Origin of the sequence: Pseudomonas putida, assembly GCF_028682475.1 — a bacterium.
Taxonomy (GTDB): domain Bacteria; phylum Pseudomonadota; class Gammaproteobacteria; order Pseudomonadales; family Pseudomonadaceae; genus Aquipseudomonas; species Aquipseudomonas putida_AG.
The window spans coordinates 40,913-65,119 of sequence record NZ_JANHLE010000011.1; the positions used below are offsets into that span (position 1 = coordinate 40,913).

22 protein-coding genes and 1 pseudogene are annotated in these 24,207 nt (G+C 60.4%); 17 read left to right on the plus strand and 6 right to left on the minus strand.

Translation table 11 applies throughout. The annotated features are described in order from the left end of the window. Window positions 1–37 precede the first annotated feature (37 nt). Entirely contained in the window at window positions 38–1,003 is a 966-nt protein-coding gene (locus NPS47_RS11495) for a siderophore-interacting protein (protein ID WP_274295085.1), read from the minus strand. Between the two features lie 145 nt (window positions 1,004–1,148). On the opposite strand from NPS47_RS11495, the gene NPS47_RS11500 reads away from it, so the two are divergent. Further along, entirely contained in the window at window positions 1,149–2,771 is a 1,623-nt protein-coding gene (locus NPS47_RS11500) for a twin-arginine translocation signal domain-containing protein (protein ID WP_274295086.1), read from the plus strand. Window positions 2,772–2,807: 36 nt separating this feature from the next. On the opposite strand, the gene NPS47_RS11505 is transcribed toward NPS47_RS11500, so the two are convergent. The 3 genes from NPS47_RS11505 to NPS47_RS11515 are packed head-to-tail and all read right to left on the minus strand — an operon-like array spanning window position 2,808 to window position 7,364. Then, window positions 2,808–4,214, minus strand: a complete 1,407-nt coding sequence (locus tag NPS47_RS11505) for an efflux transporter outer membrane subunit (protein WP_274295087.1) — start codon at window positions 4,212–4,214, stop codon at window positions 2,808–2,810. A 3-nt stretch (window positions 4,215–4,217) separates the two neighbouring features. After that, on the minus strand, window positions 4,218–6,185 hold the full coding sequence (locus NPS47_RS11510; RefSeq protein WP_274295088.1) for a MacB family efflux pump subunit: 1,968 nt from the start codon (window positions 6,183–6,185) through the stop codon (window positions 4,218–4,220). Then, a complete protein-coding gene (locus tag NPS47_RS11515; RefSeq protein ID WP_274295089.1) occupies window positions 6,186–7,364 on the minus strand; it encodes an efflux RND transporter periplasmic adaptor subunit in 1,179 nt (392 codons plus the stop codon). Between the two features lie 199 nt (window positions 7,365–7,563). Between NPS47_RS11515 and NPS47_RS11520 the strand changes: the two are divergent. The 3 genes and pseudogenes from NPS47_RS11520 to NPS47_RS11530 form a co-directional block, all read left to right on the plus strand. Further along, window positions 7,564–7,746, plus strand: a pseudogene (locus tag NPS47_RS11520) (sigma factor-like helix-turn-helix DNA-binding protein); the annotation flags it as partial. A 186-nt stretch (window positions 7,747–7,932) separates the two neighbouring features. Continuing rightward, entirely contained in the window at window positions 7,933–8,418 is a 486-nt protein-coding gene (locus NPS47_RS11525; RefSeq protein ID WP_274295090.1) for a histidine kinase, read from the plus strand. Window positions 8,419–8,525: 107 nt separating this feature from the next. Beyond that, a complete protein-coding gene (locus NPS47_RS11530) occupies window positions 8,526–9,836 on the plus strand; it encodes an MFS transporter (protein WP_274295091.1) in 1,311 nt (436 codons plus the stop codon). Between the two features lie 68 nt (window positions 9,837–9,904). Here NPS47_RS11530 and NPS47_RS11535 read toward each other — a convergent pair whose 3' ends face one another. Further along, entirely contained in the window at window positions 9,905–11,569 is a 1,665-nt protein-coding gene (locus NPS47_RS11535) for an electron transfer flavoprotein-ubiquinone oxidoreductase (protein ID WP_274295092.1), read from the minus strand. A gap of 545 nt (window positions 11,570–12,114) precedes the next feature. On the opposite strand from NPS47_RS11535, the gene NPS47_RS11540 reads away from it, so the two are divergent. The 9 genes from NPS47_RS11540 to NPS47_RS11580 all read left to right on the plus strand — a co-directional run bounded on the left by NPS47_RS11540 (window position 12,115) and on the right by NPS47_RS11580 (window position 19,101). Beyond that, window positions 12,115–12,864 (plus strand): electron transfer flavoprotein subunit beta/FixA family protein, encoded by a 750-nt coding sequence (locus NPS47_RS11540; RefSeq protein ID WP_009396278.1) that lies wholly within the window; start codon window positions 12,115–12,117, stop codon window positions 12,862–12,864. Further along, complete coding sequence (locus tag NPS47_RS11545) at window positions 12,865–13,794, plus strand: electron transfer flavoprotein subunit alpha/FixB family protein (RefSeq protein ID WP_274295093.1); 930 nt, start codon at window positions 12,865–12,867, stop codon at window positions 13,792–13,794. 114 nt (window positions 13,795–13,908) lie between these two features. Beyond that, window positions 13,909–14,733 carry a substrate-binding periplasmic protein gene (locus NPS47_RS11550; RefSeq protein ID WP_274295094.1) on the plus strand — a complete coding sequence of 275 codons (825 nt, stop codon included), beginning with the start codon at window positions 13,909–13,911 and terminating at the stop codon, window positions 14,731–14,733. A gap of 9 nt (window positions 14,734–14,742) precedes the next feature. Further along, window positions 14,743–15,096 (plus strand): DUF4398 domain-containing protein, encoded by a 354-nt coding sequence (locus tag NPS47_RS11555; protein WP_038613130.1) that lies wholly within the window; start codon window positions 14,743–14,745, stop codon window positions 15,094–15,096. A 14-nt stretch (window positions 15,097–15,110) separates the two neighbouring features. Continuing rightward, the gene (locus NPS47_RS11560) at window positions 15,111–15,902 is read left to right on the plus strand and encodes an OmpA family protein (RefSeq protein WP_157194783.1); all 792 of its coding nucleotides are present in this window, start codon (window positions 15,111–15,113) and stop codon (window positions 15,900–15,902) included. 201 nt (window positions 15,903–16,103) lie between these two features. Then, window positions 16,104–17,549, plus strand: coding sequence for a PLP-dependent aminotransferase family protein (locus NPS47_RS11565; protein WP_274295095.1), 1,446 nt, complete (start codon window positions 16,104–16,106; stop codon window positions 17,547–17,549). A gap of 75 nt (window positions 17,550–17,624) precedes the next feature. Further along, window positions 17,625–18,080, plus strand: coding sequence for a translation initiation factor 2 (locus NPS47_RS11570; protein ID WP_274295096.1), 456 nt, complete (start codon window positions 17,625–17,627; stop codon window positions 18,078–18,080). Window positions 18,081–18,208: 128 nt separating this feature from the next. Then, the gene (locus NPS47_RS11575) at window positions 18,209–18,463 is read left to right on the plus strand and encodes a YkgJ family cysteine cluster protein (RefSeq protein WP_038613126.1); all 255 of its coding nucleotides are present in this window, start codon (window positions 18,209–18,211) and stop codon (window positions 18,461–18,463) included. Window positions 18,464–18,495: 32 nt separating this feature from the next. After that, complete coding sequence (locus tag NPS47_RS11580) at window positions 18,496–19,101, plus strand: START domain-containing protein (protein WP_274295097.1); 606 nt, start codon at window positions 18,496–18,498, stop codon at window positions 19,099–19,101. A gap of 110 nt (window positions 19,102–19,211) precedes the next feature. Here the strand turns inward: NPS47_RS11580 and gltA are convergent, their stop codons facing one another. Then, on the minus strand, window positions 19,212–20,501 hold the full coding sequence (gltA, locus tag NPS47_RS11585; protein ID WP_038613122.1) for a citrate synthase: 1,290 nt from the start codon (window positions 20,499–20,501) through the stop codon (window positions 19,212–19,214). 350 nt (window positions 20,502–20,851) lie between these two features. On the opposite strand from gltA, the gene sdhC reads away from it, so the two are divergent. The 4 genes from sdhC to NPS47_RS11605 are packed head-to-tail and all read left to right on the plus strand — an operon-like array spanning window position 20,852 to window position 24,093. Next, entirely contained in the window at window positions 20,852–21,238 is a 387-nt protein-coding gene (gene sdhC / locus NPS47_RS11590) for a succinate dehydrogenase, cytochrome b556 subunit (protein ID WP_174446946.1), read from the plus strand. Continuing rightward, a complete protein-coding gene (gene sdhD / locus NPS47_RS11595; protein ID WP_028945358.1) occupies window positions 21,232–21,600 on the plus strand; it encodes a succinate dehydrogenase, hydrophobic membrane anchor protein in 369 nt (122 codons plus the stop codon). Before sdhC ends, sdhD begins: the two co-directional genes overlap by 7 nt. A 3-nt stretch (window positions 21,601–21,603) precedes the next feature. Further along, complete coding sequence (gene sdhA / locus NPS47_RS11600; RefSeq protein ID WP_274295098.1) at window positions 21,604–23,376, plus strand: succinate dehydrogenase flavoprotein subunit; 1,773 nt, start codon at window positions 21,604–21,606, stop codon at window positions 23,374–23,376. Window positions 23,377–23,388: 12 nt separating this feature from the next. Next, a complete protein-coding gene (locus NPS47_RS11605) occupies window positions 23,389–24,093 on the plus strand; it encodes a succinate dehydrogenase iron-sulfur subunit (protein WP_107025472.1) in 705 nt (234 codons plus the stop codon). Window positions 24,094–24,207 lie beyond the last annotated feature (114 nt).

The window sequence follows — 24,207 nt, forward strand, 5'->3', positions numbered from 1 at the left end:
GGCCCTGTGGGAGCGGGCTTGCCCCGCGATCAGCATTTCAATCGAACGAGCGCCCAGCGCGCCAGTAGCCCATCAAAGTCAATGTCCTGCGGTCCAGCCCCCGCTCCTGGACCAGGAAGCGGCGGATACCCATCACCGCCGCAGATTCACCGGCAATCCAGGCGTGGAACTCACCAGCGCTGGGCACCCCGCGTTCCCAGAGAATCTGCTGGTCGATGTCGACCTCCTCAAGCGCATCGGTGGTGTCGAGCTGTCTACGCGGCAGTCGTGCCAGTTCGCGCACGGCATGAATCATCGCTTCGCCATGCTCACCGTTGAGCACATCGCGCGGTAGCCAGGTCAGCTCTGTCACCGCGCTGCAGGTCAAATCAAGACAGTCCTGTTCGCCGGGCACTTCAATGAATGCCTGCACCGGTACGTTGGGGTAGTCCAAAACCATTTGTTCAAGAATCCCGGCGATGGCGGGCAGGGCGGTTTCATCACCGACCAGCAGCAAGGTGCGCAAGTCTTTTGGCGGTCGCCATTCGTATCCACCGGGGTCGCCGGCGAAGGCGAAATTGGGTGCGACCATCTGCAGGCGATCACCGACACGGGCCTGGGTTGCCCAGGCTGAAGCAGGACCATTGACGCCATGCAGGACAAAGTCGACATCCACCTCCCGCGCCTCTCGGCGCAGAGCGCGGATGGTGTAAGTGCGCATTGGCGGGCTGCTCCGGGCATCCAGACCGCGTCGGGCTTCCTGCCAGGAGCCCTGTTTGGGCAACTGCGGTGGCTGGCCGTTGGCATTGGGAAAGAAAATCTTGATGCGCTGGTCGGCAGCCAGGGTGTGCATCTGTGCGACGTCGTCACCACTGAAAACAAAGCGGGTGAGCGACGGGCTCAGGCGAATGACTGCCTTGAGCTCGACATCGAACACACGGTAACCACTGGGCCTGGCCGGTTTGCCAACCAGCTTGCGCAGGCCGTTGCCCAAAGCGCTGGCCAAGGAGGTGGAGGAAGACATGGGCGATACCCTTTTGCAGAGAATTCACCTGAGAAACGAATCCCCGCACAGCTGAATTAGGCGCCGGTCTGGCCGTTAAATTTTCCGCTCCACGATACGTCCTAGCTTGGATAAAGCCTGCTTTATGGCGGACACGGGTAGGACAATGACGATATCGCGACGAGGATTCATAGCGGGCCTGGCAGTGGCGGGGGCAGCGGTGCCTGCGGCCTATTACGCGCACAAGGAACTGACCCATGACCCTGAGGACGATATCGTCACGCCGGGTGAGGCCAGTGTCGAACTGGCCGATGTCGCCGGTCAGCAGTTGGCGGATCAGCTCCGTGGGGTCTGGGATCTGCGCGTTTACGGCAGCCAGGGCGGACTTGCCGGCTTGCCCGAGCAAGGGCTGCAGCTGTATCTGGACGTTGCGAACAAGGGGCGCGGACTGCGTGGCTTCGTCGATGAAAAAAGCCGTCTTGAGGGACCGGGGCCTGTGGCTTACCGGGTGGTGGGTGACCTGGTCGGCGCCTCCAGCGCACAAGTGCGCTGGCGCCTGCTGAGCAATCACGGCGGCACCGATTATGAGTGTATTGCCAGCCTGGATGAAGTCTGGGGCAGTTTTGCCAATGCCGGCAGCGGCACCTTGAGTGGCCGCCTGCAGCCGCTGGACCGCTCGATGGCCTTGCCGCTGCTGGATAGCCAATTTGTTGCAGTCAAACGTCTGTTCCCCGAGGCCCGTGAGCGCTTGCCCTATACCGCGCAAATGCAGGCCTGGGTGATCAGCGCCGAGCACCGTCTGTTTCACCAGCTCTGGCATGCCACCCGGGATAAGTGGCACACCCTGTCTGAAGAAAAACGCGGCGCCTTGCGTGGACTCGGCTGGCAACCCGGGCCTCGGGACCGGGAACGCGACGCCCGTGGCCCGCGCAAACATCGCAATGGATCGGGTATCGACTTTCTGTTCATGCACCGGGACATGCTCGCTACTGCCCGCACCCTGCAGGAGCTGCCGTCCTGGACCCATTTCCCCTTGCCAAAACCCAACGTCGAACAGGACCGTCAGGGCTTCGCCCGCTACTTCGACAACCATGACGGCTATTGCGTGCCGCCAACCTGGCAGGCGCCGGGCGATGATGCCTATGGCCAGTGGGTGTCGGCGATCAAGGCCGGTGAAACGTTCTGCAGTAACTTTCAGGTCTGGGAGTCGCAGTACCAGGATCCGCTCTACCTGTCGAAACTGACGCTGGGTACGTTCGGCTCGGAGCTGGAGATGAACCTGCATGACTGGTTGCACATGTGCTGGGCCTCGATACCGCGGGATCCGGTCAACGGTGCGCCGGTACCGTTTGCCCGCGATCCGGCTGACTTTGCTTCGCGCTGGTTCGGCGCGGAAAACGACTTCCTAGGCGATCCGTTTTCTTCGCATGTGAGCCCAGTATTCTGGGGCTTTCATGGCTGGATCGACGATCGCATCGAAGACTGGTATCGCGCCCATGAGCGGCACAACCCGGGCCAGGTGCGCAGGCTTGAGGTCAATGGCGTGAAATGGTTCGCCCCGGGGCGCTGGGTCGAGGTCGAGGATCCCTGGTTGGGGCCTGTGACCCATGGCTGCAGTACCGTGCCTGGGACCTTGCCTGGCAAGTCGGTGGAGATGGATGTGGAAACCATGAAACTGGCGTTGCGTATAACTTTTGGTGAAGACGACAAAATCGCTGATTTGGTCCGCCGTGTGCCGCAACGGCCGTGGTATGCGCGGCATCTTTCGTTGCGCGGCATCATTTCCTGAACACTTGATCGCGGGGCAACCCCCGCGATGAGGTATTTACCGAGACACCTGCCAACCCCCTCCCAGCGCCTTGTACAACGCCACACTGCCTTGCAGTCGCGCCAGACGCAGCTGTGCCTGCTGGTCCTGAGCCTGGTACAAGGTGCGCTGGGTCTCCAGCACCGTCAGCAAGGTTTCGGCACCGGCCCGGTAACGGCTTTCCGACAGCGTAAAGGCCGTACGCGCTTGCTCGACTTCCTGATCCTGCCACTGGCGCTGATCGTCCACACCGCTGATAGCGTTGAGGGCTTTCTCGACGTCGGCAAAGCCGACCATGATGCTGCTGCGATAGTTTTGTAACAGCTCTTCCTGCCGGTCCCGTGCCTTGTCCCGCTCAGCCCGCAGACGGCCATTGTTGAAGATCGGCGCAGCCAGACCGGCGCTCAGGGCGTAGTAGGGGCTGCGCAGGGTCTGGGCGAAGGTGTCGGCGCCCGACCCCAGGTCAGCGCCGAGGGTCAGGCTTGGCAGCATCGCCGCGCGCGCCACCTGAACATTGGCTTGGGCGGCGGCCAGGCGTGCTTCGGCGGCGGCAATATCGGGACGACGGCTGAGCAGTTCGCTGGGCACGCCGCTACCAATCTCCGGCCAGCGCACCCCGTAGAGCGATTCCTGGATCGGCGTCAGTTGTTGTACCGGTTCACCAAGCAGGGTTGCCAGGGTGATGCGGGTTTCCTGTAGCTGTTGTTCAAACAACGGCACCTGGCGTGCCTGGCCAGCGACCAGACTGCGTTGTTGGGCTAACTCCAGGGCCGTGGCCGAGCCTGAGTCGTAGCGGGCCTGCACCAGGCGTAGCACGTCCTTGGCATTGGCCTGGTTGAGCTGGGCAATACGCACCTGCTCGGCCAGCGCCAGGCTTTGCAGGTAGCTGTTGGCGACGCCGCTGAGCAGGGTCAGTTCGACCGTTTGCCGGTCGAAACGGCTGGCCTCCAGGTCAAGCAGGGCGCTGTCACGGGCGGCGGTCTTGCCTCCCCAGAAGTCGATCTCGTAGCTGGCACTCAGGCGGGTATTGAACGAGGTGCTGGTGCGTTCGCGACTGCTGGCGTCGAGCTGGTCGAAACCATTGCCGTGCAGCAGGCGCTGGCGGCTGCCATCCAGGCCGAACTTGACCTCCGGCAGCAGCGGGGCGCCGGCGATCACCGCCGAGGCCTGGGCCTGGCGCACCCTGGCGGCGGCAGCGGCGAGGTCGAAGCTATTTTGCCGCGCTTGCGCGATCAGTTGATCGAGCGTGGCGCTGGAAAACTGCTTCCACCAGTCCTGTTGCGGCATTGGTTGAGCGAGTGTGGCGGTCTGGCTTTGCCAGGCATCCGGCGCTTGCAGACCACTTTGTGGTGGCGTGGGGCTGTTGCTGCACGCGGCGATGAACAAGCTGATGGACAACACACTGAGACGGCTGGGCACGTTCATTGATTATTCGCTGGTAAGGGCTTTGACCGGGTCGAGACGGGCGGCTTTGCGTGCCGGCATGAAACCGAACACCACCCCGGTGACCACTGCACAGGCAAAGGCGCCGAGCACGACAGGCAGAGAGAAGGCCACGGCAATGTTGCCAAGCAGCAGCGCGCCGCCTATCAGCAAGGCCAGGGCTATGCCGGTAAGGCCGCCGACCATCGACAGCAGCACCGCTTCGCTGAGGAACTGGCGCAGGATGTCGCGTTGACGGGCGCCAGTGGCCATGCGGATACCGATCTCGCGGGTGCGCTCGCGCACGGTCATCAGCATGATATTCATCACGCCGATACCGCCGACCAGCAGCGAGATTGCGGCAATCGAGCCAAGCATCAGTGACAGGGTGTTCTGCGTGCGAGCTTCGGCCTGGATCAGCGCGGCGTCGTTGCTCAACTCGAAATCGCGTTTGCCGTGGTGCAGCTTGAGCATCAATCTGTCGATCGCCGCTTCGGTTTCGGCCACCTGCCGCGAGTCGGCAGCGGCGATGGTCACGTACTCCGGGTCGTGGCTGCCGAACAAGCGGATTGCGGCTGCCGAGTAGGGCACCACGATGCGCTCATCGCTGTCCTGATCGCCTGAACTGGCGCCTTTGCCTTGCAGGATGCCGAGCACCTGGAAGGGCACGTTTCCTATCAGGATGTACTGACCGATCGGGTCGATCTGGGTGCCAAACAGCTTTTGTTTGACCTTCTGGCCGATCACCGCGACGGCAGCTGCGGCTTGCTCATCGGCTTCGGTAAAGAAACTGCCCTCAACCACCGGCCAGTTGAAAATGTTGGAGAAGTGGGTGTTGTTACCGCCGACATAGAATTCCTGGTTGTTGTTGCCGTAGCGCACCATCAACTTGTTGCCGATCACCGGCATGATCATTTTCACCTGCGGCAGGCTGCCCAGCGCGGCAACATCGTTCAGGGTGATGACCCCGGGGGGCTCACGCAGGGTGGGCATGCTGCCACCCAGGTAGAGGATGTTGGAGCCAAACGCGGCCATCTGCGCAATGACCTGGCGCTTGCTGCCTTCGCCGACGGCGAGCATGACCACCACCGAAGCCACGCCGATGACGATACCGAGCAACGTCAGGGCGGTGCGAAAACGGTTGATCCACATGATTCGCCAGGCCGCTTGCAGCGCCTCGACCATTTCGCCCTTCCAGGCCCCGCTGTGGGTGGCGCCCTGGTCCAGGCGCTGGCGCAGGTCTTCAGCCTGCAGGCCGGGTGCGCCAACGGCGGCGGGGGATTGTTCGCTGGCCGAGTCGCTGACGATCAGACCGTCACGAATCTCGATGACGCGCTTGGCCCGGGCCGCCACTTCGCGATCGTGAGTGATCAGGATCACCACATGGCCCTGGCTGGCCAGCTCATCGAGCAAGGCCATGACTTCGGCGCCGCTCTGGCTGTCGAGTGCGCCGGTGGGTTCGTCGGCCAGGATGATATGGCCACCGTTCATCAATGCGCGGGCAATCGACACGCGCTGCTGCTGGCCACCGGAGAGCTGGTGCGGGCGATTGCCGGTACGGCTGGCGAGCCCCAGGCGATCGAGCAGAGCGCTGGCGCGGGTATGGCGTTCGGCTGCGGGGGTACCGGCATAGATGGCCGGCATCTCGACGTTTTCCTGGGCCGAACCGGAGGCGATCAAGTGGTAGCCCTGGAACACGAAACCGAAGGCTTCACGGCGCAACCAGGCCAGCTCGTCGTTGTCCAGCTCGGCAACGTTCTTGCCGGCGAACAGGTAGTCCCCGGAGGTCGGACGATCCAGGCAACCGAGGATGTTCATCAAGGTGGACTTGCCGGAACCGGATGCGCCGACAATGGCAACGAACTCGCCCGGGTGGATCGCCAGGCTGATGCCTCGCACCACCTCGACCTTCGGGGTGTCGACCCCGCCGTAGGATTTGCGGATGTCACGCAGTTCGATCAGCGGCGTACTCATTCAACCTCCGCTGGCAGCAGGTGCGCCGATCAACAAGTGCTCGCCTTCGTTCAAGCCTTCAAGCACTTGTACCCGCAGGCGATCGCTCAGCCCGGTGCGTACCTGGCGTTGCTCGATCTTGCCGTTGGCATCGAGTACCTGGGCAATGCGCATGTTTTCGTTGCTGGCGTCTTCATCCAGGGCGGCCACCGGTACGGTCAGCACCTTGCTGGCGCGGCCGGCAACGAAAAACACCTGGGTGGTCATTTCCGCCATCAAGGCATTGTCAGGGTTGTCCACGTCCAGCAGCACGGTGTACAGCACCACTTTGCTGCCCGTGCCGGTGCCGCTGGCGCTGGCCGGGCTGCCGCCACCCTGACTCGACTGGTCCAGGGGCTTGGGGGGTACCGGCAGGATCTGGCGTACGCTGCTGGTCCAGCGGCGCTTGCCGCCCGCCAGGGTAGTGAAGTAGGCCGACATGCCGGGTTTGACGTGACCGATATCGGCTTCCGATACCTGTGCCCAGACGGTCATCGGCGACAGTTTGGCGATGCGCAGCATCAAGGGTGTCTGTTGCTGGGCGTTGAGGGTCTGGCCCTCGCGTGCATCCACGGCGACCACGGTCCCCGACATCGGCGCGTAGATACGCGTGTAGCCCAGTTCGGCCTCGTCGCTGCGCAGGCTGGCCTGGGCCTGACGGATCTGCGCGCGGTACATGTCGATGCGCGCCTGGGTCACCTTGAGCTGGGCCAGGGCGCTCTGGACGTCTTCCTCGCGGGTTGCGCCTCCGGCGGCCAGATTGCGCTGGCGCTTGTATTGTTGTTCGGCGAGCTGGTAATGCGCTTGCTGTTCGGCTAGCTGGGCCTTGAGGTTGTCAATCGAGAAGCGCCCGGCATCGAGCTTGGCCTGCTGGGTGGAAGGGTCGATTTCGACCAGTAACTGCCCCTCCTTGACCGGGTCGCCAACTTCCACATGCAGCTTGCGGATCTGCCCTGAAGCCTGGGCACCCACGTCCACGTAGCGTCGGGGCTGCAAAGTGCCTAGCGCGGTCACACTGCTTTCGATATCGCTGCGTGTCACTGCCACGGTGCTGAGCAAGTCACCGCCAGCGGGTAGGGCTTTCCAGGCAAGGAGGGCGCCCAAGCTGAGCAGGCCGAGGCCGCAAAGCAACAGACGGCGGGTAGTTGAAGGACGTCTCATGTGGGTTTCCAGCCAAGGGGTTGGGCCGTGGTTTCATGCTGACAGGCAGTACAGGCATGGGCGGCTCCCAGATAGACGAGCCGGTTGCCGAGGAATTTACCAGCGCCGATTTTTGCTGACAGTCATTCATGTCCGATCACTGGGCAGGAGAGGTCTGATAGGTCCGTCTTGCTGAGGAGCTGCGACAGCGCCTGCGTTGATGCAGCGTGCCCTCGGTGAGTTGAGCTAGCCCTGCCGCGACAGCTTTCTGCTGCGCATTCTCGAAGATCTGTCACATCAGGAAATCGCCGAACGTCTGGATATTTCCCGCAGCCTGGTGGAAAAACACATCGTCAATGCGATGAAACACTGCCGTGTGCGCATGCGTCAGTGGGAGTCCTGATACGGGTGGATTACCGGGGACGTGTGAAAATTTCGTTGTGGCCGCGCTTGCTTTCTGTGGATTTCCCAACAACTATCAAGAAAGACCCTATATCCGGCGAAGTGCCCGCCACCAGCCTGTAGTTGAGTTTTTGGCGCAGTAAGGTCAAGGAACGTCACTAACGCTATCAAGCCTTGGTCATAGACGATGCCAAACAAATCACTACGGATCCTGATTGCCGACGAGCATCCGATGCAATTGCTGCAGCTGGAGAAAATCCTCAATGGCATGGGCTACTATCGCATTGCTCCCGTCGAATCGTTTGAAGACTTGCAGCGCCTTGTGCAGAGCGCACTGCAGCCATTCAACCTGCTGGTGGGCAATATAGACCTGGCCAGCCATGTCGGGGTCGACCTGGAGCGTTTCTGCCGGGGTAGCGTGCAGATCCAGCACGCCCTGCTGTACCAGTCCCAGCACCTGAAAGTGCCGGCCATTCCCAGTGGCCAGCGCGAAGCGGTGAGTGTCAGCCTTCCCAAGGTCCCAGACGACGAGACCATGCATACCTTCATGGCGATCATCGACTCGCCGAAAGTCATCGGGCAGCTGCCAGGTGTGTTCGAACGGACGCCTTCTGCGGGGTATTCACCGCGGCGAATGAGTTTTGCGCCGTCGATCTTTTCCCGTCAATCCTGAGTCGTGGCATCAGCTGGCACATCCTTGCGGTGTGGTTTGCTATCCTCTGGCGTTCGCCCGGGCGCGCCGCAGAGCGCGTCGATGCCCATCGATTGACGGATGCCCTTATGACAGCCACCACGCCTGCGCCAGCGCTACGCCTGACGCGCAGTGACCACAAAACCCTGAGCCTGGCGGCCTTGGGCGGCGCACTGGAAATCTACGATTTCATCATTTTCGTGTTCTTCGCCCTGACCCTCAGCCAGTTGTTCTTCCCGCCGCAGATGCCCGAATGGCTGCGCTTGTTGCAGAGTTTCGGGATCTTTGTCACCGGCTACCTGGCCAGGCCGCTGGGCGGAATCCTGATGGCGCACTTTGCCGACCACCTGGGACGCAAGCAGGTGTTCAGCTTGAGTATCCTGATGATGGCCTTGCCGTGCCTGTTGATCGGGGTGATGCCGACCTACGCCGAAATCGGCTATTTCGCCCCGCTGATTCTGCTGGCGCTGCGGATTTTCCAGGGCGCAGCGGTAGGCGGCGAAGTGCCCAGTGCCTGGGTGTTCGTTGCCGAGCACGCACCGGCCGGACGGCGCGGCTATGCGCTGGGCTTCCTCCAGGCAGGGCTGACGTTCGGCTATCTGCTTGGCGCCTTGACGGCGACGCTGCTGGCGCAATTGTTCACCCCACAAGAGATCCTCGACTACGCCTGGCGCTTGCCGTTCCTGCTGGGTGGGGTGTTCGGGGTCATCGGCGTGTGGCTGCGCCGCTGGTTGAGCGAGACGCCGGTGTTCCTGGCCTTGCGCGAGCGCCGCGAGCAGCCGGTGGCATTTCCGTTGCGCACGGTGCTCAGTGAGCACCGGCGGGCGCTGATTCCTGCCGTGCTGTTGACCTGTGTGCTGACCTCGGCGGTGGTGGTGTTGGTGGTCATAACCCCGACGGTGATGCAGCAGCGCTTTGGCATGAGTGCCGGACACACCTTCGCCTTGAGCAGCATGGGCATCGTTTTTCTCAACATTGGTTGCGTGCTGGCCGGGCTGCTGGTCGACCGGGTCGGCGCCTGGCGCGCGCTGATGTTCTACAGTTTGCTGCTGCCGCTGGGCATTGGTGCTTTGTATGCGAGCCTGGTGGGTGGTTGGCAGTGGCCCGGGCTGGCCTATGCCCTGGCAGGATTGGCCTGTGGTGTGGTCGGTGTGGTGCCGTCGGTGATGGTCGGGCTGTTTCCGGCGTCGATCCGCGTGTCGGGGATTTCCTTTACCTACAACATCGCCTATGCACTGTGGGCCAGTACCACGCCGCTGATGTTGATTGCGCTGATGCCGTGGAGTCCGTGGGTATGCGTGGTTTTCAGTCTGGTCATGGGTGTGGTCGGGCTGTTGACGGCGGTGTATTACGGGGCGCGGGAAACGCTCGGGTTTGAGGATCAGGCCGTACGCTGCTGACGCTAACCGATGTGCAACAAAAAGCCCCCTGGCCGCCAGGCGAGGGGGCTTTTTGTTGGCAGCCTGATTTACATGTTCGGGTAAGTCGGACCACCAGCGCCTTCCGGCGTCACCCAGGTGATGTTCTGCGAAGGGTCCTTGATGTCACAGGTCTTGCAGTGCACACAGTTCTGGGCGTTGATCTGGAAGCGCTTGTTGCCGTCTTCCTGGGTCACCACCTCGTATACGCCAGCCGGGCAGTAGCGCTGGGCCGGTTCGTCATACAGCGGCAGGTTGGTGCCGATCGGGATGCTTGCGTCGGCCAGCTTCAGGTGGCAAGGCTGTTCTTCTTCATGGTTGGTGCTGGAGAGGAACACCGAGCTGAGCTTGTCGAAGCTGAGCTTGCCATCGGGCTTCGGATAATCGATTTTCTTCGAGTCGGCAGCCAGCTTCAGGCAGGCGTAGTCCGGCTTGGTGTCGTGCAGGGTGAACGGCAGTTTGCCACCGAACCAGTTCTGGTCGAGGTAGTTGAACGCCGCGCCGAGCATCGGGCCGAACTTGTGCATGGCCGGGCCGAAGTTACGGCTGGAGAACAGCTCTTCATACAGCCAGCTGGCCTTGAAGGCTTCGACGTAGCTGTTGAGTTGATCGCCGCCTTCACCACCGGCCAGCAGGGCATCGGCCACTGCGTCGGCAGCGAGCATGCCGGACTTCATGGCCGTATGGCTACCCTTGATCTTGGCCACGTTCATGGTGCCCAGGTCGCAACCGATCAAGGCGCCACCGGCGAAGACCATTTTCGGCAGCGAGTTCAAGCCGCCTTTGGCCAGGGCGCGGGCGCCATAGCTGATGCGCTTGCCGCCTTCGAGGTACTGGCTGATCACCGGGTGGTGCTTGAGGCGCTGGAATTCGTCAAACGGCGACAGGTAAGCGTTGGAGTAGGACAGGTCGACGATCAGGCCAACCACCACCTGATTGTTTTCCAGGTGATAGAGGAACGAACCGCCGGTGTTTTCCTTGGCCATGACATCCAGTGGCCAGCCAGCGGTGTGCACAACCAGACCTTGCTCATGCTTGGCCGGATCGATTTCCCAGATTTCCTTCAGGCCGATGCCGTAGTGCTGAACGTCGGATTCGTTGTCCAGGTTGAAGCGTTTGATCAGTTGCTTGCCGATGTGACCACGGCAGCCTTCGGCGAACAGGGTGTACTTGCCACGCAGTTCCATACCCGGGGTGTACAGGCCTTCTTTCGGGTTGCCTTCACGGTCGACACCCAGGTCGCCGGTGATGATCCCGCGGACTACGCCGTTCTCGTCGAACAACGCTTCCTGGGCGGCGAAGCCCGGGTAGATCTCCACGCCCAGGTTCTCGGCCTGCTGGGCCAGCCAACGGCACAGGTTGCCCAGGGAGATGATGTAGTTGCCTTCGTTGTGCATGGTCTTGGGCACGAACAGGTCCGGGACCTTGACCGAGCTGCCAGCATCCTTGAGCACGTAGATGTCGTCGCGTTTGACTTCGGTGTTGAGCGGGGCGCCGAGCTCTTTCCAGTCCGGGAACAGTTCGTTCAGGGCACGCGGTTCGAAAACCGCGCCGGAGAGGATGTGGGCACCGACTTCCGAGCCTTTCTCGACCACGCAGACGCTGATTTCGTTACCGGCTTCGGCGGCCTTCTGCTTCAGTCGGCAGGCGGCGGACAGGCCAGCCGGGCCAGCGCCGACAATGACCACGTCGAATTCCATGTATTCGCGTTCCACAGGTTCTCTCCTACTCAAGGCTCATCGGTTTTTCTTTGTTGGCGGGTGTCAGGCGGTCATTTTTTACTACGTGTAAGCTGTAGCTCGAGTGATGACGGACTACACCGCTTTCTCTTGGCCGCGCATTATATCTACACCACTCACGGGGTCCAATACAAACGTTTGTTTGAATTTGCCGCAGGCCAGTAAAATCAAAGACGCACGGCGTGAATCTGACCGGTTTGCCGTATTGACCGGATTGGGCGTTACGGTCAAGATACGAGCGGTTTTGCGCTCGCCGTAGGCTGACCGCCGGATGCAGGTGCACCCCTAAAAACCAGGCGAAAAGCAGGGCAGCTGGGCCGCGGGCCGCTTTGTAGTGGAGTTTACACACCACGACAGAAAATGACTCACGGGTTTTGCTGCTGCAAGGTCGAATTGGGACTGCTGGGTCAGGGTTAAATTCTATCGGCTGCAATCGTTTTTAGAGGTGCCCTTGTACCCACGCGCAATCGCCGGGTTTGCCCCAGGCGACATTCTTTTCACCGGAGAGTAACGAGGAATCCATGAAGGTTCTTGTAGCTGTCAAACGAGTGGTCGACTATAACGTCAAGGTTCGCGTCAAGGCGGACAACTCCGGCGTCGACCTTGCTAACGTCAAGATGTCCATGAACCCCTTCTGCGAAATCGCCGTAGAAGAAGCCGTACGCCTGAAAGAAAAGGGCGTTGCGAGCGAGATCGTCGTCGTTACCGTCGGCCCGGCCACTGCCCAGGAGCAACTGCGTACCGCCCTGGCACTGGGTGCCGACCGTGCCGTGCTGGTCGAGTCCGCTGAAGAGCTGACCTCGCTGGCCGTGGCCAAACTGCTCAAGGCTGTGGTCGACAAAGAGCAGCCGCAGCTGGTGATCCTTGGCAAGCAAGCGATCGACAGCGACAACAACCAGACCGGCCAGATGCTGGCGGCGCTGACCGGCTTCGCGCAAGGCACTTTCGCCTCCAAGGTTGAAGTGGCTGGCGACAAGGTCAACGTCACCCGTGAGATCGACGGCGGTCTGCAGACCGTGGCACTCAACCTGCCAGCAATCGTCACCACCGACCTGCGTCTGAACGAGCCGCGCTACGCGTCGCTGCCGAACATCATGAAGGCCAAGAAAAAGCCGCTGGAAACCGTTACTCCAGACGCGCTGGGCGTTTCCACCGCCTCCACCAACAAGACCCTGAAAGTCGAAGCGCCAGCTGCACGCAGCGCGGGTATCAAGGTCAAGTCGGTTGCTGAACTGGTCGAGAAACTGAAGAACGAGGCGAAGGTAATCTAAATGACTATCCTGGTTATCGCTGAACACGAAAACGGTGCCGTTGCCCCGGCCACCCTGAACACTGTTGCTGCTGCCGCTAAAATCGGTGGCGACATCCACGTGCTGGTCGCTGGCCAGAATGTCGGTGGTGTTGCTGAAGCTGCAGCCAAGATCGCTGGCGTTGCCAAGGTGCTGGTTGCCGACAACGCCGCTTACGCCCATCAACTGCCAGAGAACGTTGCTCCGCTGGTAGCCGAGCTGGGCAAGGGCTACAGCCACGTGCTGGCACCTGCCACTTCCAACGGCAAGAACATCCTGCCACGCGTTGCAGCGCTGCTGGACGTCGACCAGATCTCCGAAATCATCTCGGTGGAATCGGCTGACACCTTCAAGCGTCCGATCTATGCCGGTAACGCCATTGCCACTGTGCAGTCGAGCGCTGCCGTCAAGGTCATCACCGTGCGTGCCACCGGCTTTGATGCCGTTGCTGCTGAAGGTGGTTCGGCTGCGGTTGAAGCGGTTGCTGCTGCTCACGACGCTGGTAAGTCGGCGTTCGTTGGCGAAGAGCTGGCCAAGTCCGATCGTCCTGAGCTGACCGCTGCCAAGATCGTCGTTTCCGGCGGCCGCGGCATGCAGAACGGTGACAACTTCAAGCACCTGTACGCCCTGGCTGACAAGCTCGGCGCTGCTGTCGGCGCTTCGCGCGCTGCCGTTGACGCAGGTTTCGTACCGAACGACATGCAGGTCGGTCAGACCGGCAAGATCGTTGCGCCACAGCTGTACATTGCCGTCGGTATCTCCGGCGCGATCCAGCACCTGGCCGGCATGAAAGACTCCAAAGTGATCGTTGCGATCAACAAGGACGAAGAAGCGCCGATCTTCCAGGTGGCCGATTACGGCCTGGTCGCTGACCTGTTCGAAGCCATCCCTGAGCTGGAGAAGCTGGTTTAATCCAGCCGCTTCACTTATAAAAGAGCCCGATCCGTTCGGGCTGCGCAAGCCAGTCTTGTGCAGCTCGATTGATCGGGCTTTTTCATTCAGGGTATTAAGGGTGGGAGTGATTGCATGGGATGGCATGGCCGAATCAACACGGCGCTGGTTTTCGCTACGCTAGTGATGCCGTTGTCGGCGTGGGCCGTGGGTAAGTGCGAACGGCTGGTGGCTACCGGCAGCCCTGATGCTCCGCCTTATTCCTGGCGTGACCCGCAAGATCCCAAACACCTGATCGGCGCCAACGTCGATCTGTTCAAACAAGTTGCTGGCGAGCTGGGCCTGAAGGTTGAAGTGCTTGATAGCGGAACGCGCAACCAGGCGCTGGAAGAAGTGCGCAGCGGTCGTGTGGATCTGCTGATTGACTCACCCTTCGCGGTGGCCGAGCTCACTACGGTGGACTATGTCCACCCATCGTTGTTAAACAACGAGTACGTAGTCTGGACTCGCCACGACTCGTCGCTGGTCTACGACACCTTGTCCGATCTGCGCGAGCACCAGGGCAGTGTTTCGGAAAAAGCCCGCCTTACCCCGGAATTTTCAGCCTACGCCAAGAGTCAGTTGCGGCTTGCGCCAGCGCAGAATCTGACCCAGGCGTTTCAGAAACTGTTGCTTGGTCAGGTCGACTATGTGCTGGCCGGACGATACGCCGGTATGGCCATGGCCCAGACCCTGGGCATGAGCAATGCGTTGATCGCCCGTGGCTTGCCCTTGGACCGTCCTGGTTTGTACCTAGCCTTGTCGCATAATTCGGCATGCAATGACGCTTGGTTGCGCGGACAACTGGCAAAAAAGCTGACAGAATTGCCGGCCTCCGGCGTGTCCCAGGCGGTGCTGCAACGCAATGTCGAGCGCTGGAAGGCGCAGATGCAGGTACCGCTGGATGCCCCTAATCAGTAGGAAGATTGCGTGAGAACTCATTCACTATTCGCCGCCCTGGCGCTGCTGGCCCTGGCCGGATGCGCCAATGACCCGGCCCCCAATGAACAGCTGCGCCTGTCCGAGCAGGCGCTGGCGCAGGCCAAGGCCGTCGGTGCGACCGATGAAGTGGCAGAACTGAAGCTGGCCGAAGACAAAATGGCCCGGGCCCAGGTCAACATGAGCCATGAAGCCTATCGCGATGCACGCATGCGCGCCGAACAGGCCGAGCTCGACGCACGCCTGGCCGAGGCGCGGGTGTTGACCAGCAAAAGCAAAGAGCAGCTCGACCTGCTGCAATCGCGGGTCAATCGCCTGCGTAAACAGTTGGGAGAACAGCCGTGAGTTCGATCAAACCTATGGCCGCCTTGTTGCTGCTCGGACTCGTCGGTCTGCAGGGTTGCGCCAGTCAGCGCAGCGAGACGGCGCTGGATGAAGCGACAGCCAAATTCCAGACCGTCAAGGACGATTCCGATGTGCTGCGCAGTGCGCCGCGCGATGTCATTCGCGCGGGTGAGTCGTTGGCGCGTGCCGATCGGCTGTCCAGCTACTTCGGGACCGGTGCCGATGTGCGCCACTATGCCTACCTGAGCCAGCGCTACAGTGATATTGCCCGTGAGCACAGCAATCTGGTGCTCAACCAGGAGCGTCTGGCCAAGCTTGAGCTTGAGCGTCAACGCCTGCAGCTGGCGCTGCGTGAGGCCAAGCTTGCCAGTGTGCAGCAGCAGGGCAAGTGGCTGGAGGCGCAGATTGTCAGCCTGGCTACCACCCAGAGTGATCGCGGCCTGGTCATGACCCTGGGCGATGTACTGTTCGATACAGGTCGCGCCGAGTTGAAGAACTCGGCCAATCGAACCGTGCTCAAGCTCGTGCAGTTCCTGCAACTCAACCCCAAGCGTGTCGTGCGTATCGAGGGTTACACCGACAGCACCGGTGCTGCGGAGGACAACCTCAAGTTGTCCCGCGACCGGGCGCAGGCGGTGGCGGATATGCTGGTCGACCTGGGAGTCGACGAAAAGCGCATTCAGGTCGAAGGATATGGCGACCAGTACCCGGTCGAAGCCAATGCTTCGGAGCGGGGCAGGGCGCAGAACCGGCGGGTCGAGATCGTCTTTTCCGACGAGAAGGGCAAGCTTGGCGCAGCGCGCTAACACCCTCTGAAAAGCCCGGTGAGTGCCGCTCACCGGGCTTTTTTATGGGCGTCAGAAAGTGGCGGCAGGGGGCTGTCACACAACTGTATTGTCGACTATTCTGCAATCTGTCCCAGTACACTTTGCAACTGTTCCGGTATTCTGGCTCGAACTTCGAGTCGTACAAAAATAACTACATTGCCTGCGTGTCGAGAACCGATCATGACCAACCTGTTGCTCTACCAGCGCATCGCCCAGCAACTGGCCGAAGACATTCGTCGTGGTGTCTATCAGCCGGGCGAGCGGGTGCCGTCGGTGCGCAAGATGAGTTCGCAGCTCAATGTCAGCCATGCCACGGTGCTGCAGGCCTATGCCAACCTGGAAGACCAGGGGTTGATCCGCGCTCGTCCGCAGTCTGGCTATTATGTGCACCAGACCCCGGCGCTGACGGCGCAGACCCCGGATATCGCCCGGGTCGAGCGCCCCGGTCTGGTCACCCGCAGCAGCATCATCCAGCAAGTGCTGACCGAAGCGCGGCGCGACGGTGTGTTCCCGTTCGGCGCAGCGGTGCCGCATGTCGACTACTTGCCGGTGCGGGCGCTGCATCAACAACTGGCCAAGGTCACTCGTTTCCATAGTCCGCGGGCGTTCAGCTATATGTTCAGCCCGGGTTTTGAGCCTTTGCGCCGGCAGATCGCCATCCGCATGCGTGATGCCGGTGTGGTGGTTGATCCCAGTGAAGTGGTGGTCACCCATGGCTGTGTCGATGCGTTGCAGATGTCGCTGCGGGTGTTGACCAAGCCGGGTGATCTGATCGCCGCCGAATCACCGACTTATTATGGCTTGCTGCAACTGGCCGATCTGTTGGGGCTGAAGGTGATCGAGATTCCCAGCGATCCGTCTACCGGCATCAGTCTGGAGGCGCTACAGCTTGCGGCCAACCAATGGTCGATCAAGGCGTTGGTGTTGACCGCGCGGCTGAGCAATCCGCTCGGTGGCACGATTCCGGAAGACCGGCAGAAGCAATTGCTGCGCCTGGCTTCGGACTTCGATATCCAGATTGTCGAAGACGATATCTACGGCGAGCTGATGTTCGAGCAGGGCAAGACCAAAGCGCTCAAGGCCTTTGATCGCCTGGGGCGGGTGATTTATTGCTCGAGCTTTTCCAAGACCTTGTCGCCCGGGGTGCGTATCGGCTGGATGATTGCCGGTAAATACCAGGCGGAAATCCAGCGCTTGCAGACTTTCACCACGCACTCGGCCTGCAGTGTGACGCAGATGGGGGTGGCTTCGTACCTTGAAAATGGCGGTTACGACCGGCACTTGCGTTATATCCGCCAGGAGTACCGGAAAAACCTCAGCGCCTATCAGTTGGCGGTGCAGCAGCACTTCCCCGAAGGCACACAGATGACCCGCCCGACCGGCGGTTTCATTCTCTGGGTGAGCCTGCCGGGGCGGGTCAATACTCAGGAGTTGCACGTACGTGCGCTGCAGCAGGGGATCAGTATCGCCCCAGGGCTGATATTCAGTAACACCGAGCAGTTCAACCACTGCATCCGCCTGAACTGCGGGATTCCCTGGAATCGCGAAGCGGAGCGCGCCTTGATGACCTTGGGCATGTTGGCTAGCCAGCTGTGTCAGGAGTCTGGGGCGGCAAACTTTTTCTAGGGGTGGTGCCATAAGCTTGCCAGCCCTCTCGGGAACGAGGAGCATATAGCGCTTTGCGGATGATTTTCGGTGTCTATGAAAGCCTTGTCTCGGGTTGGCCTGTTCCTGTGTTTGCTGGGTCTGCTGGCGGGTATCGGGAACGCCACGGCTCAGACACCACCTGCTGCCACGCCGGGAAAACCGGCCAGCGCTTCGACAAAAGCCAAGCCGGTCGTGCAGAAAAAGCAGGTCAAGCCGGTCCGGCATAAAGCGGCAAAGTCATCCAGGGCTGCCCCCGCGCCCTTGCCGAGGGCCAAACTGGACCTGCGTTTACCGGCCGACATGGTCAAAGACCTCAAGCCGCCGACCCAGGATCCGGTGTCTACGCCCAAGCCTCTGCTGCCTTATCTGTTTGGCGAGAAGCCACCCGCAGACAGCCCGTTTCAGCTCAACGGTCGCTTGCTGAGCAATGAAATGCAGCTGCAGCTGCGTAACGATGCGCGTCAGCAGGATATCGAAGGCGCGGCGATCGAGTTCGAGTTCAAGCAATAGTTGTCGCACTGACCCGTCAGTCATGACCGGTTGCGTGAGTTTTCATGTTTCCAGCAATTTCAAACGGCCGTTTAAGCGGTTACTATTCCGATTCATTGATCATTTGCTGTACCGAGGATTCTGTTGTCATGAACTGTCGTGAAGGATGTGGCGCTTGCTGCATCGCGCCCTCCATCAGCTCACCGATACCCGGTATGCCCAAGGGCAAGCCGGCGGGTGAGCGCTGCTTGCATCTGTCGCTCGCCAACCTGTGCGGGTTGTTCGGCAAGCCCGAGCGACCTGCAGTGTGTGGCGGCTTCAAGGCTGATGTGGAAGTGTGCGGCAGTGATCGCGATGAGGCGATCAGAATCCTGGGGTGGCTGGAGCAAATGACGGCGGCTTGAAACGTGGATCTTCGACAATAAGGAACAATAGAATGGGATCGTTTAAGCAAGTGGCACTGATCATGGGTCTTGGCGTGGCGCTGCTGCCGCTGGCCCATGCCGAGGACTGGAAGCAGGCCAAGAACGAAGACGGGATCAAGATCGATCTGACGGAGGTTGCCGGTTCCGACTATAAAGCCTATCGCGGCGTAACGCTGATCAAGGCACCGCTGGCGAAAGTCAGGGCTCTGCAGGAGGACGTCGTGGGAGCTTGCGCCTGGATTCATGAGTGCAAGTCGCAAAAACTGCTCAAGACTGAAGGCGATCAGAGCTGGACTTACACGCAGTTCAATACGCCATGGCCGGTCACCCCGCGCGACTCCATTCTGCACGTCACCACCACTGAGGAGGCGGATGGCAGCTTGACCCGCAAGCTTGAAGGTGTGCCGAAGTATCTGCCTGAAGAGAAGGGCTTTGTGCGTGTGGCCAAGGTCCAGGGTTTCTGGAAGCTGCAACCCAAGGACGGTGGTACCGAGGTGACGTACCAGGTGCACACCGAGCCAGGTGGCAGCGTGCCGTCAATGGTGGCGAACAAGTTTGTCGTGGATGCGCCGTTCAATACCTTGAAGGCGCTGAAGGCGAAGGCTGAGAAACCTTGATTCGAGGGGTACAGTTGCTCAGGGTTTTTGGTTTGTGGTGACTGTATCCAACAGTGATGAAATAAAAAAGGCTGCCCGAGGGCAGCCTTTTTTCGTGTTCAGCGCAGGGCTTACTTGCGGTCTTCCAGCTTGGTGATGTCGCGCGACTCGTAGCCGGTGTACAGCTGGCGTGGACGGCCAATCTTGTACGGGCTGGAGAGCATTTCTTTCCAGTGCGAGATCCAGCCGACGGTACGCGCCAGGGCGAAGATCACGGTGAACATGCTGGTCGGAATGCCGATCGCCTTGAGGATGATCCCCGAGTAGAAGTCGACGTTCGGGTACAGCGAGCGCTCGATGAAGTACGGATCGGTCAGGGCGATCTCTTCCAGGCGCATGGCCAGTTCCAGCTGCGGGTCGTTCTTGATGCCCAGCTCGCGCAGGACTTCGTCGCAGGTCTGCTTCATCACGGTAGCGCGTGGGTCACGGTTCTTGTAGACGCGGTGACCGAAGCCCATCAACTTGAACGGATCGTTCTTGTCTTTGGCCTTGGCGATGAATTTGTCGATGTTCGAGACATCGCCGATTTCATCGAGCATGGTCAGCACGGCTTCGTTGGCGCCGCCGTGAGCCGGGCCCCAGAGTGCAGCGATACCGGCAGCGATACAGGCGAACGGGTTGGCGCCCGACGAACCGGCCAGACGGACGGTGGAGGTCGAAGCGTTCTGCTCGTGGTCGGCGTGGAGGATGAAGATCCGGTCCATTGCCTTGGCCAGTACCGGGCTGATCGGTTTGATCTCGCACGGGGTGTTGAACATCATGTGCAGGAAGTTTTCCGCGTACGACAGGTCGTTGCGCGGGTACATCATGGGTTGGCCCATGGAGTACTTGTACACCATCGCCGCCAGGGTCGGCATTTTGGCGACCAGGCGAACCGCGGAGATTTCGCGGTGCTGCGGGTTATTGATGTCCAACGAGTCATGGTAGAACGCCGACAGGGCGCCGACCACGCCGCACATGACGGCCATCGGGTGGGCGTCGCGGCGGAAGCCGTTGAAGAAGGACTTCAACTGCTCGTGCACCATGGTGTGATTCTTCACGGTGCTGACGAACTGAGCCTTCTGCTCGGCATTCGGCAGTTCGCCGTTGAGCAGCAGGTAGCAGGTCTCGAGGTAATCGGATTTCTCGGCGAGCTGTTCGATCGGATAGCCGCGATGCAGCAGGATACCCTTGTCGCCGTCGATATAAGTGATCTTCGACTCGCAGGATGCGGTCGCCATGAAACCAGGGTCGAAAGTGAAGTGACCCGTGGCCCCCAACCCTCTAACGTCGATAACATCGGGACCAACGGTGCCGGTTAAAATGGGCAGCTCGACGGGGGCTGCGCCCTCGATGACCAACTGCGCTTTTTTGTCAGCCATGTGGCCTCCTATTAATGCTTGAAATCATCAGACAGACCCCCCACGCAGGGCCCGCACCACTATAGTGAGATAAATTCGAATGTCAATTTGCCTAAAGCACGGTTGTAAAGGGCTTTGGGCGTGGTTTTTCCTCGAAATTGCCGCCCGTTTACGCCTTTTATCCGCTAAAGGCAATGCGCTATTTGGGCTAGGGCCTTGCGTTGTCATTAGTAGCCTAACTGTCTATAATCGGCCCCCGACCGCCAGGGGCTTGCAAGCCCGTGTTGCTGGGGTCGTCACTCCCTGGGTGGTGGGTACCTGACCAGTACACTTACCAACAACTTTGCCCTGCTTGCTAGGGGCTCTTCAGTGTGAAAAAAGCCGTGAAAAGCCAACGACCTGTAAACCTAGACCTAAGGACCATCAAACTCCCCATTACCGGCGTTACGTCATTTCTTCACCGTGTATCCGGCATCATCCTCTTCCTGGGCCTTGGCATCATGCTTTATGCATTGGGCAAATCCCTGGGTTCGGAGGAAGGTTTCGCCGAGGTGAAGGCATGCTTGACCAGTCCGCTGGCCAAGTTCGTGGCATGGGGCCTCCTGTCCGCCTTGCTGTATCACTTGGTAGCCGGTGTGCGCCACTTGATCATGGACATGGGCATCGGTGAAACGCTGGAAGGCGGCCGACTGGGCTCGAAAATTATCATCGCCGTTTCTGTGGTGGTGATTGTGCTGGCAGGAGTTTGGATATGGTAACCAACGTCACGAACCTCTCGCGTTCGGGCCTCTATGACTGGATGGCGCAGCGTGTTTCTGCGGTCGTTCTCGCGGCTTATTTCATTTTCCTGATCGGATACCTGGTCGCGCACCCGGGCATCGAGTTTGCCCAGTGGCACGCTCTGTTCTCCAACAACGCGATGCGTATTTTCAGTCTGCTGGCACTGGTTGCCCTGGGCGCTCACGCCTGGGTCGGCATGTGGACCATTGCTACCGACTACCTGACGCCGATGGCGCTGGGCAAGTCGGCGACTGCCGTACGTTTCCTGTTCCAGGCGGTATGTGGTGTCGCGATGTTCGCGTACTTCGTCTGGGGTGTGCAGATTCTCTGGGGTATCTGATTCATGGCTAACATTCCTACGATTTCATTCGACGCCATCATTATTGGTGGTGGTGGTGCCGGCATGCGCGCTGCGCTGCAGCTGGCTCAGGGCGGTCACAAGACTGCCGTGATCACCAAGGTCTTCCCGACCCGTTCGCACACCGTATCGGCCCAGGGTGGCATCACCTGCGCCATCGCTTCGGCCGACCCGAACGATGACTGGCGCTGGCACATGTACGATACCGTCAAAGGTTCCGACTACATCGGTGACCAGGACGCTATCGAATACATGTGTCAGGAAGGCCCGGCTGCGGTCTTCGAACTGGACCACATGGGTCTGCCGTTCTCGCGTACCGAAACCGGCCGTATCTATCAGCGTCCGTTCGGTGGCCAGTCCAAGGACTACGGTAAAGGTGGCCAGGCCGCCCGTACCTGTGCCGCTTCCGACCGTACCGGTCACGCGCTGCTGCACACCCTGTACCAGGGCAACCTGAAAGCAGGCACCACCTTCCTGAACGAGTACTACGCCGTAGACCTGGTGAAGAACCAGGAAGGTGCGTTCGTCGGTGTGATCGCAATCTGCATCGAAACCGGCGAAACCCTGTACATCAAAGCCAAGGCCACCGTACTGGCCACTGGCGGTGCAGGCCGTATCTACTCCTCGACCACCAACGCCCTGATCAACACCGGCGACGGTATCGGCATGGCCCTGCGTGCCGGCGTTCCTGTCCAGGACATCGAGATGTGGCAGTTCCACCCGACCGGCATCGCCGGCGCCGGTGTACTGGTTACCGAAGGTTGCCGTGGTGAAGGCGGTTATCTGATCAACAAGCATGGCGAGCGTTTCATGGAACGTTATGCGCCTAACGCCAAAGACCTCGCCGGTCGTGACGTTGTGGCCCGTTCCATGGTTAAAGAGATCATCGCCGGTAACGGCTGTGGCCCTAACGGCGACCACGTGATGCTCAAGCTCGACCACCTGGGCGAAGAAGTACTGCACAGCCGCCTGCCAGGCATCTGTGAACTGTCCAAGACCTTCGCTCACGTTGACCCGGTTGTTGCTCCGGTTCCTGTTGTTCCGACCTGCCACTACATGATGGGCGGCGTTGCCACCAACATTCATGGTCAGGCGATGACTCAAGACGCCGATGGCGTTGACCAGATCATCCCGGGTCTGTTCGCCGTAGGCGAAGTAGCCTGCGTATCGGTTCACGGTGCCAACCGTCTGGGCGGCAACTCGCTGCTCGACCTGGTGGTCTTCGGTCGTGCTGCTGGCCTGCACCTGGAAAAAGCGCTGTCCGATGGTATCGAATACCTCGACGCCAGCGACACCGACATCGACGTTGCCCTGAGCCGCCTGAACAAGCTCAACGAGCGCAACACCGGTGAAGACGTGGCTACCCTGCGTCGCGAGCTGCAAAGCTGCATGCAGAACTACTTCGGTGTATTCCGTACCGGCGAATACATGCAGAAGGGTATCGAGCAGCTGGCGCAACTGCGTGAGCGGATCGCCAACGTCAAGATCAACGACAAGTCCCAGGCCTTCAACACCGCGCGTATCGAAGCGCTGGAGCTGCAGAACCTGCTGGAAGTCGCTGAAGCCACTGCAATCGCTGCAGAAGTTCGTAAAGAGTCCCGCGGTGCCCACGCCCGTGAAGACTTCGAAGACCGCGACGACGAAAACTGGCTGTGCCACACCCTGTACTTCCCGGGCGAAAAACGCGTTGCCAAGCGCGCCGTCAACTTCGCGCCGAAAACCGTACCGGCGTTCGAGCCAAAAGTCCGGACTTACTAAGGGGTGGTCGCTATGTTGCAAGTCGAAGTCTATCGTTACAACCCCGATACCGACGCTGCGCCGAAGATGCAGACGTTCCAGGTCGATACCGGTGGTAAAGACCTGATGGTGCTGGATGTGTTGGCACTGATCAAAGAACAGGATGAAGGTTTCTCGTATCGTCGTTCTTGCCGCGAAGGTGTTTGCGGCTCCGACGGCATGAACATCAACGGCAAGAACGGCCTGGCCTGCATCACCCCGCTGTCGGCAGTGGTCAAGCGTAACAAGCTGATCATCCGTCCGCTGCCTGGTTTGCCGGTCATTCGTGACCTGGTCGTTGATATGAGCATCTTCTACAAGCAGTACGAGAAGGTGAAGCCATTCCTGCAGAACGACACGCCGGCTCCGGCCATCGAGCGTCTGCAGTCGCCGGAAGAGCGTGAGAAGCTGGACGGTCTGTACGAGTGCATCCTGTGCGCTTGCTGCTCGACCTCCTGCCCATCGTTCTGGTGGAACCCTGACAAGTTCCTCGGTCCAGCTGCACTGCTGCAGGCCTACCGTTTCCTGGCCGACAGCCGTGACACCAAGACCCAGGAACGTCTGGCTTCGCTGGACGACCCGTTCAGCGTATTCCGCTGCCGCGGGATCATGAACTGCGTAAACGTTTGCCCTAAAGGTCTGAACCCGACCAAGGCAATCGGCCACGTACGTAACATGCTGCTGCAGAGCGGTGTCTGATTTTTAAAATGTTGTACCCGTAGCACGCCGAGGTGCGGGCCCTGGCCCGCACCAAGGTGAAACCCGAGCAAGGGCCCAAAAAGCCCGAGCTTTTACCTATGAAGATATGAGACC

What these genes read in the sequence shown, in the direction of transcription:
- NPS47_RS11495 (WP_274295085.1), bottom strand. Translation starts at nt 1,003, where the DNA reads ATGTCTTCCTCCACCTCCTTGGCCAGCGCTTTGGGCAACGGCCTGCGC.
- NPS47_RS11500 (WP_274295086.1), top strand. Translation starts at nt 1,149, where the DNA reads ATGACGATATCGCGACGAGGATTCATAGCGGGCCTGGCAGTGGCGGGG.
- NPS47_RS11505 (WP_274295087.1), bottom strand. Translation starts at nt 4,214, where the DNA reads ATGAACGTGCCCAGCCGTCTCAGTGTGTTGTCCATCAGCTTGTTCATC.
- NPS47_RS11510 (WP_274295088.1), bottom strand. Translation starts at nt 6,185, where the DNA reads ATGAGTACGCCGCTGATCGAACTGCGTGACATCCGCAAATCCTACGGC.
- NPS47_RS11515 (WP_274295089.1), bottom strand. Translation starts at nt 7,364, where the DNA reads ATGAGACGTCCTTCAACTACCCGCCGTCTGTTGCTTTGCGGCCTCGGC.
- NPS47_RS11525 (WP_274295090.1), top strand. Translation starts at nt 7,933, where the DNA reads ATGCCAAACAAATCACTACGGATCCTGATTGCCGACGAGCATCCGATG.
- NPS47_RS11530 (WP_274295091.1), top strand. Translation starts at nt 8,526, where the DNA reads ATGACAGCCACCACGCCTGCGCCAGCGCTACGCCTGACGCGCAGTGAC.
- NPS47_RS11540 (WP_009396278.1), top strand. Translation starts at nt 12,115, where the DNA reads ATGAAGGTTCTTGTAGCTGTCAAACGAGTGGTCGACTATAACGTCAAG.
- NPS47_RS11545 (WP_274295093.1), top strand. Translation starts at nt 12,865, where the DNA reads ATGACTATCCTGGTTATCGCTGAACACGAAAACGGTGCCGTTGCCCCG.
- NPS47_RS11550 (WP_274295094.1), top strand. Translation starts at nt 13,909, where the DNA reads ATGGGATGGCATGGCCGAATCAACACGGCGCTGGTTTTCGCTACGCTA.
- NPS47_RS11560 (WP_157194783.1), top strand. Translation starts at nt 15,111, where the DNA reads ATGGCCGCCTTGTTGCTGCTCGGACTCGTCGGTCTGCAGGGTTGCGCC.
- NPS47_RS11565 (WP_274295095.1), top strand. Translation starts at nt 16,104, where the DNA reads ATGACCAACCTGTTGCTCTACCAGCGCATCGCCCAGCAACTGGCCGAA.
- NPS47_RS11570 (WP_274295096.1), top strand. Translation starts at nt 17,625, where the DNA reads ATGAAAGCCTTGTCTCGGGTTGGCCTGTTCCTGTGTTTGCTGGGTCTG.
- NPS47_RS11575 (WP_038613126.1), top strand. Translation starts at nt 18,209, where the DNA reads ATGAACTGTCGTGAAGGATGTGGCGCTTGCTGCATCGCGCCCTCCATC.
- NPS47_RS11580 (WP_274295097.1), top strand. Translation starts at nt 18,496, where the DNA reads ATGGGATCGTTTAAGCAAGTGGCACTGATCATGGGTCTTGGCGTGGCG.
- gltA (WP_038613122.1), bottom strand. Translation starts at nt 20,501, where the DNA reads ATGGCTGACAAAAAAGCGCAGTTGGTCATCGAGGGCGCAGCCCCCGTC.
- sdhD (WP_028945358.1), top strand. Translation starts at nt 21,232, where the DNA reads ATGGTAACCAACGTCACGAACCTCTCGCGTTCGGGCCTCTATGACTGG.
- sdhA (WP_274295098.1), top strand. Translation starts at nt 21,604, where the DNA reads ATGGCTAACATTCCTACGATTTCATTCGACGCCATCATTATTGGTGGT.
- NPS47_RS11605 (WP_107025472.1), top strand. Translation starts at nt 23,389, where the DNA reads ATGTTGCAAGTCGAAGTCTATCGTTACAACCCCGATACCGACGCTGCG.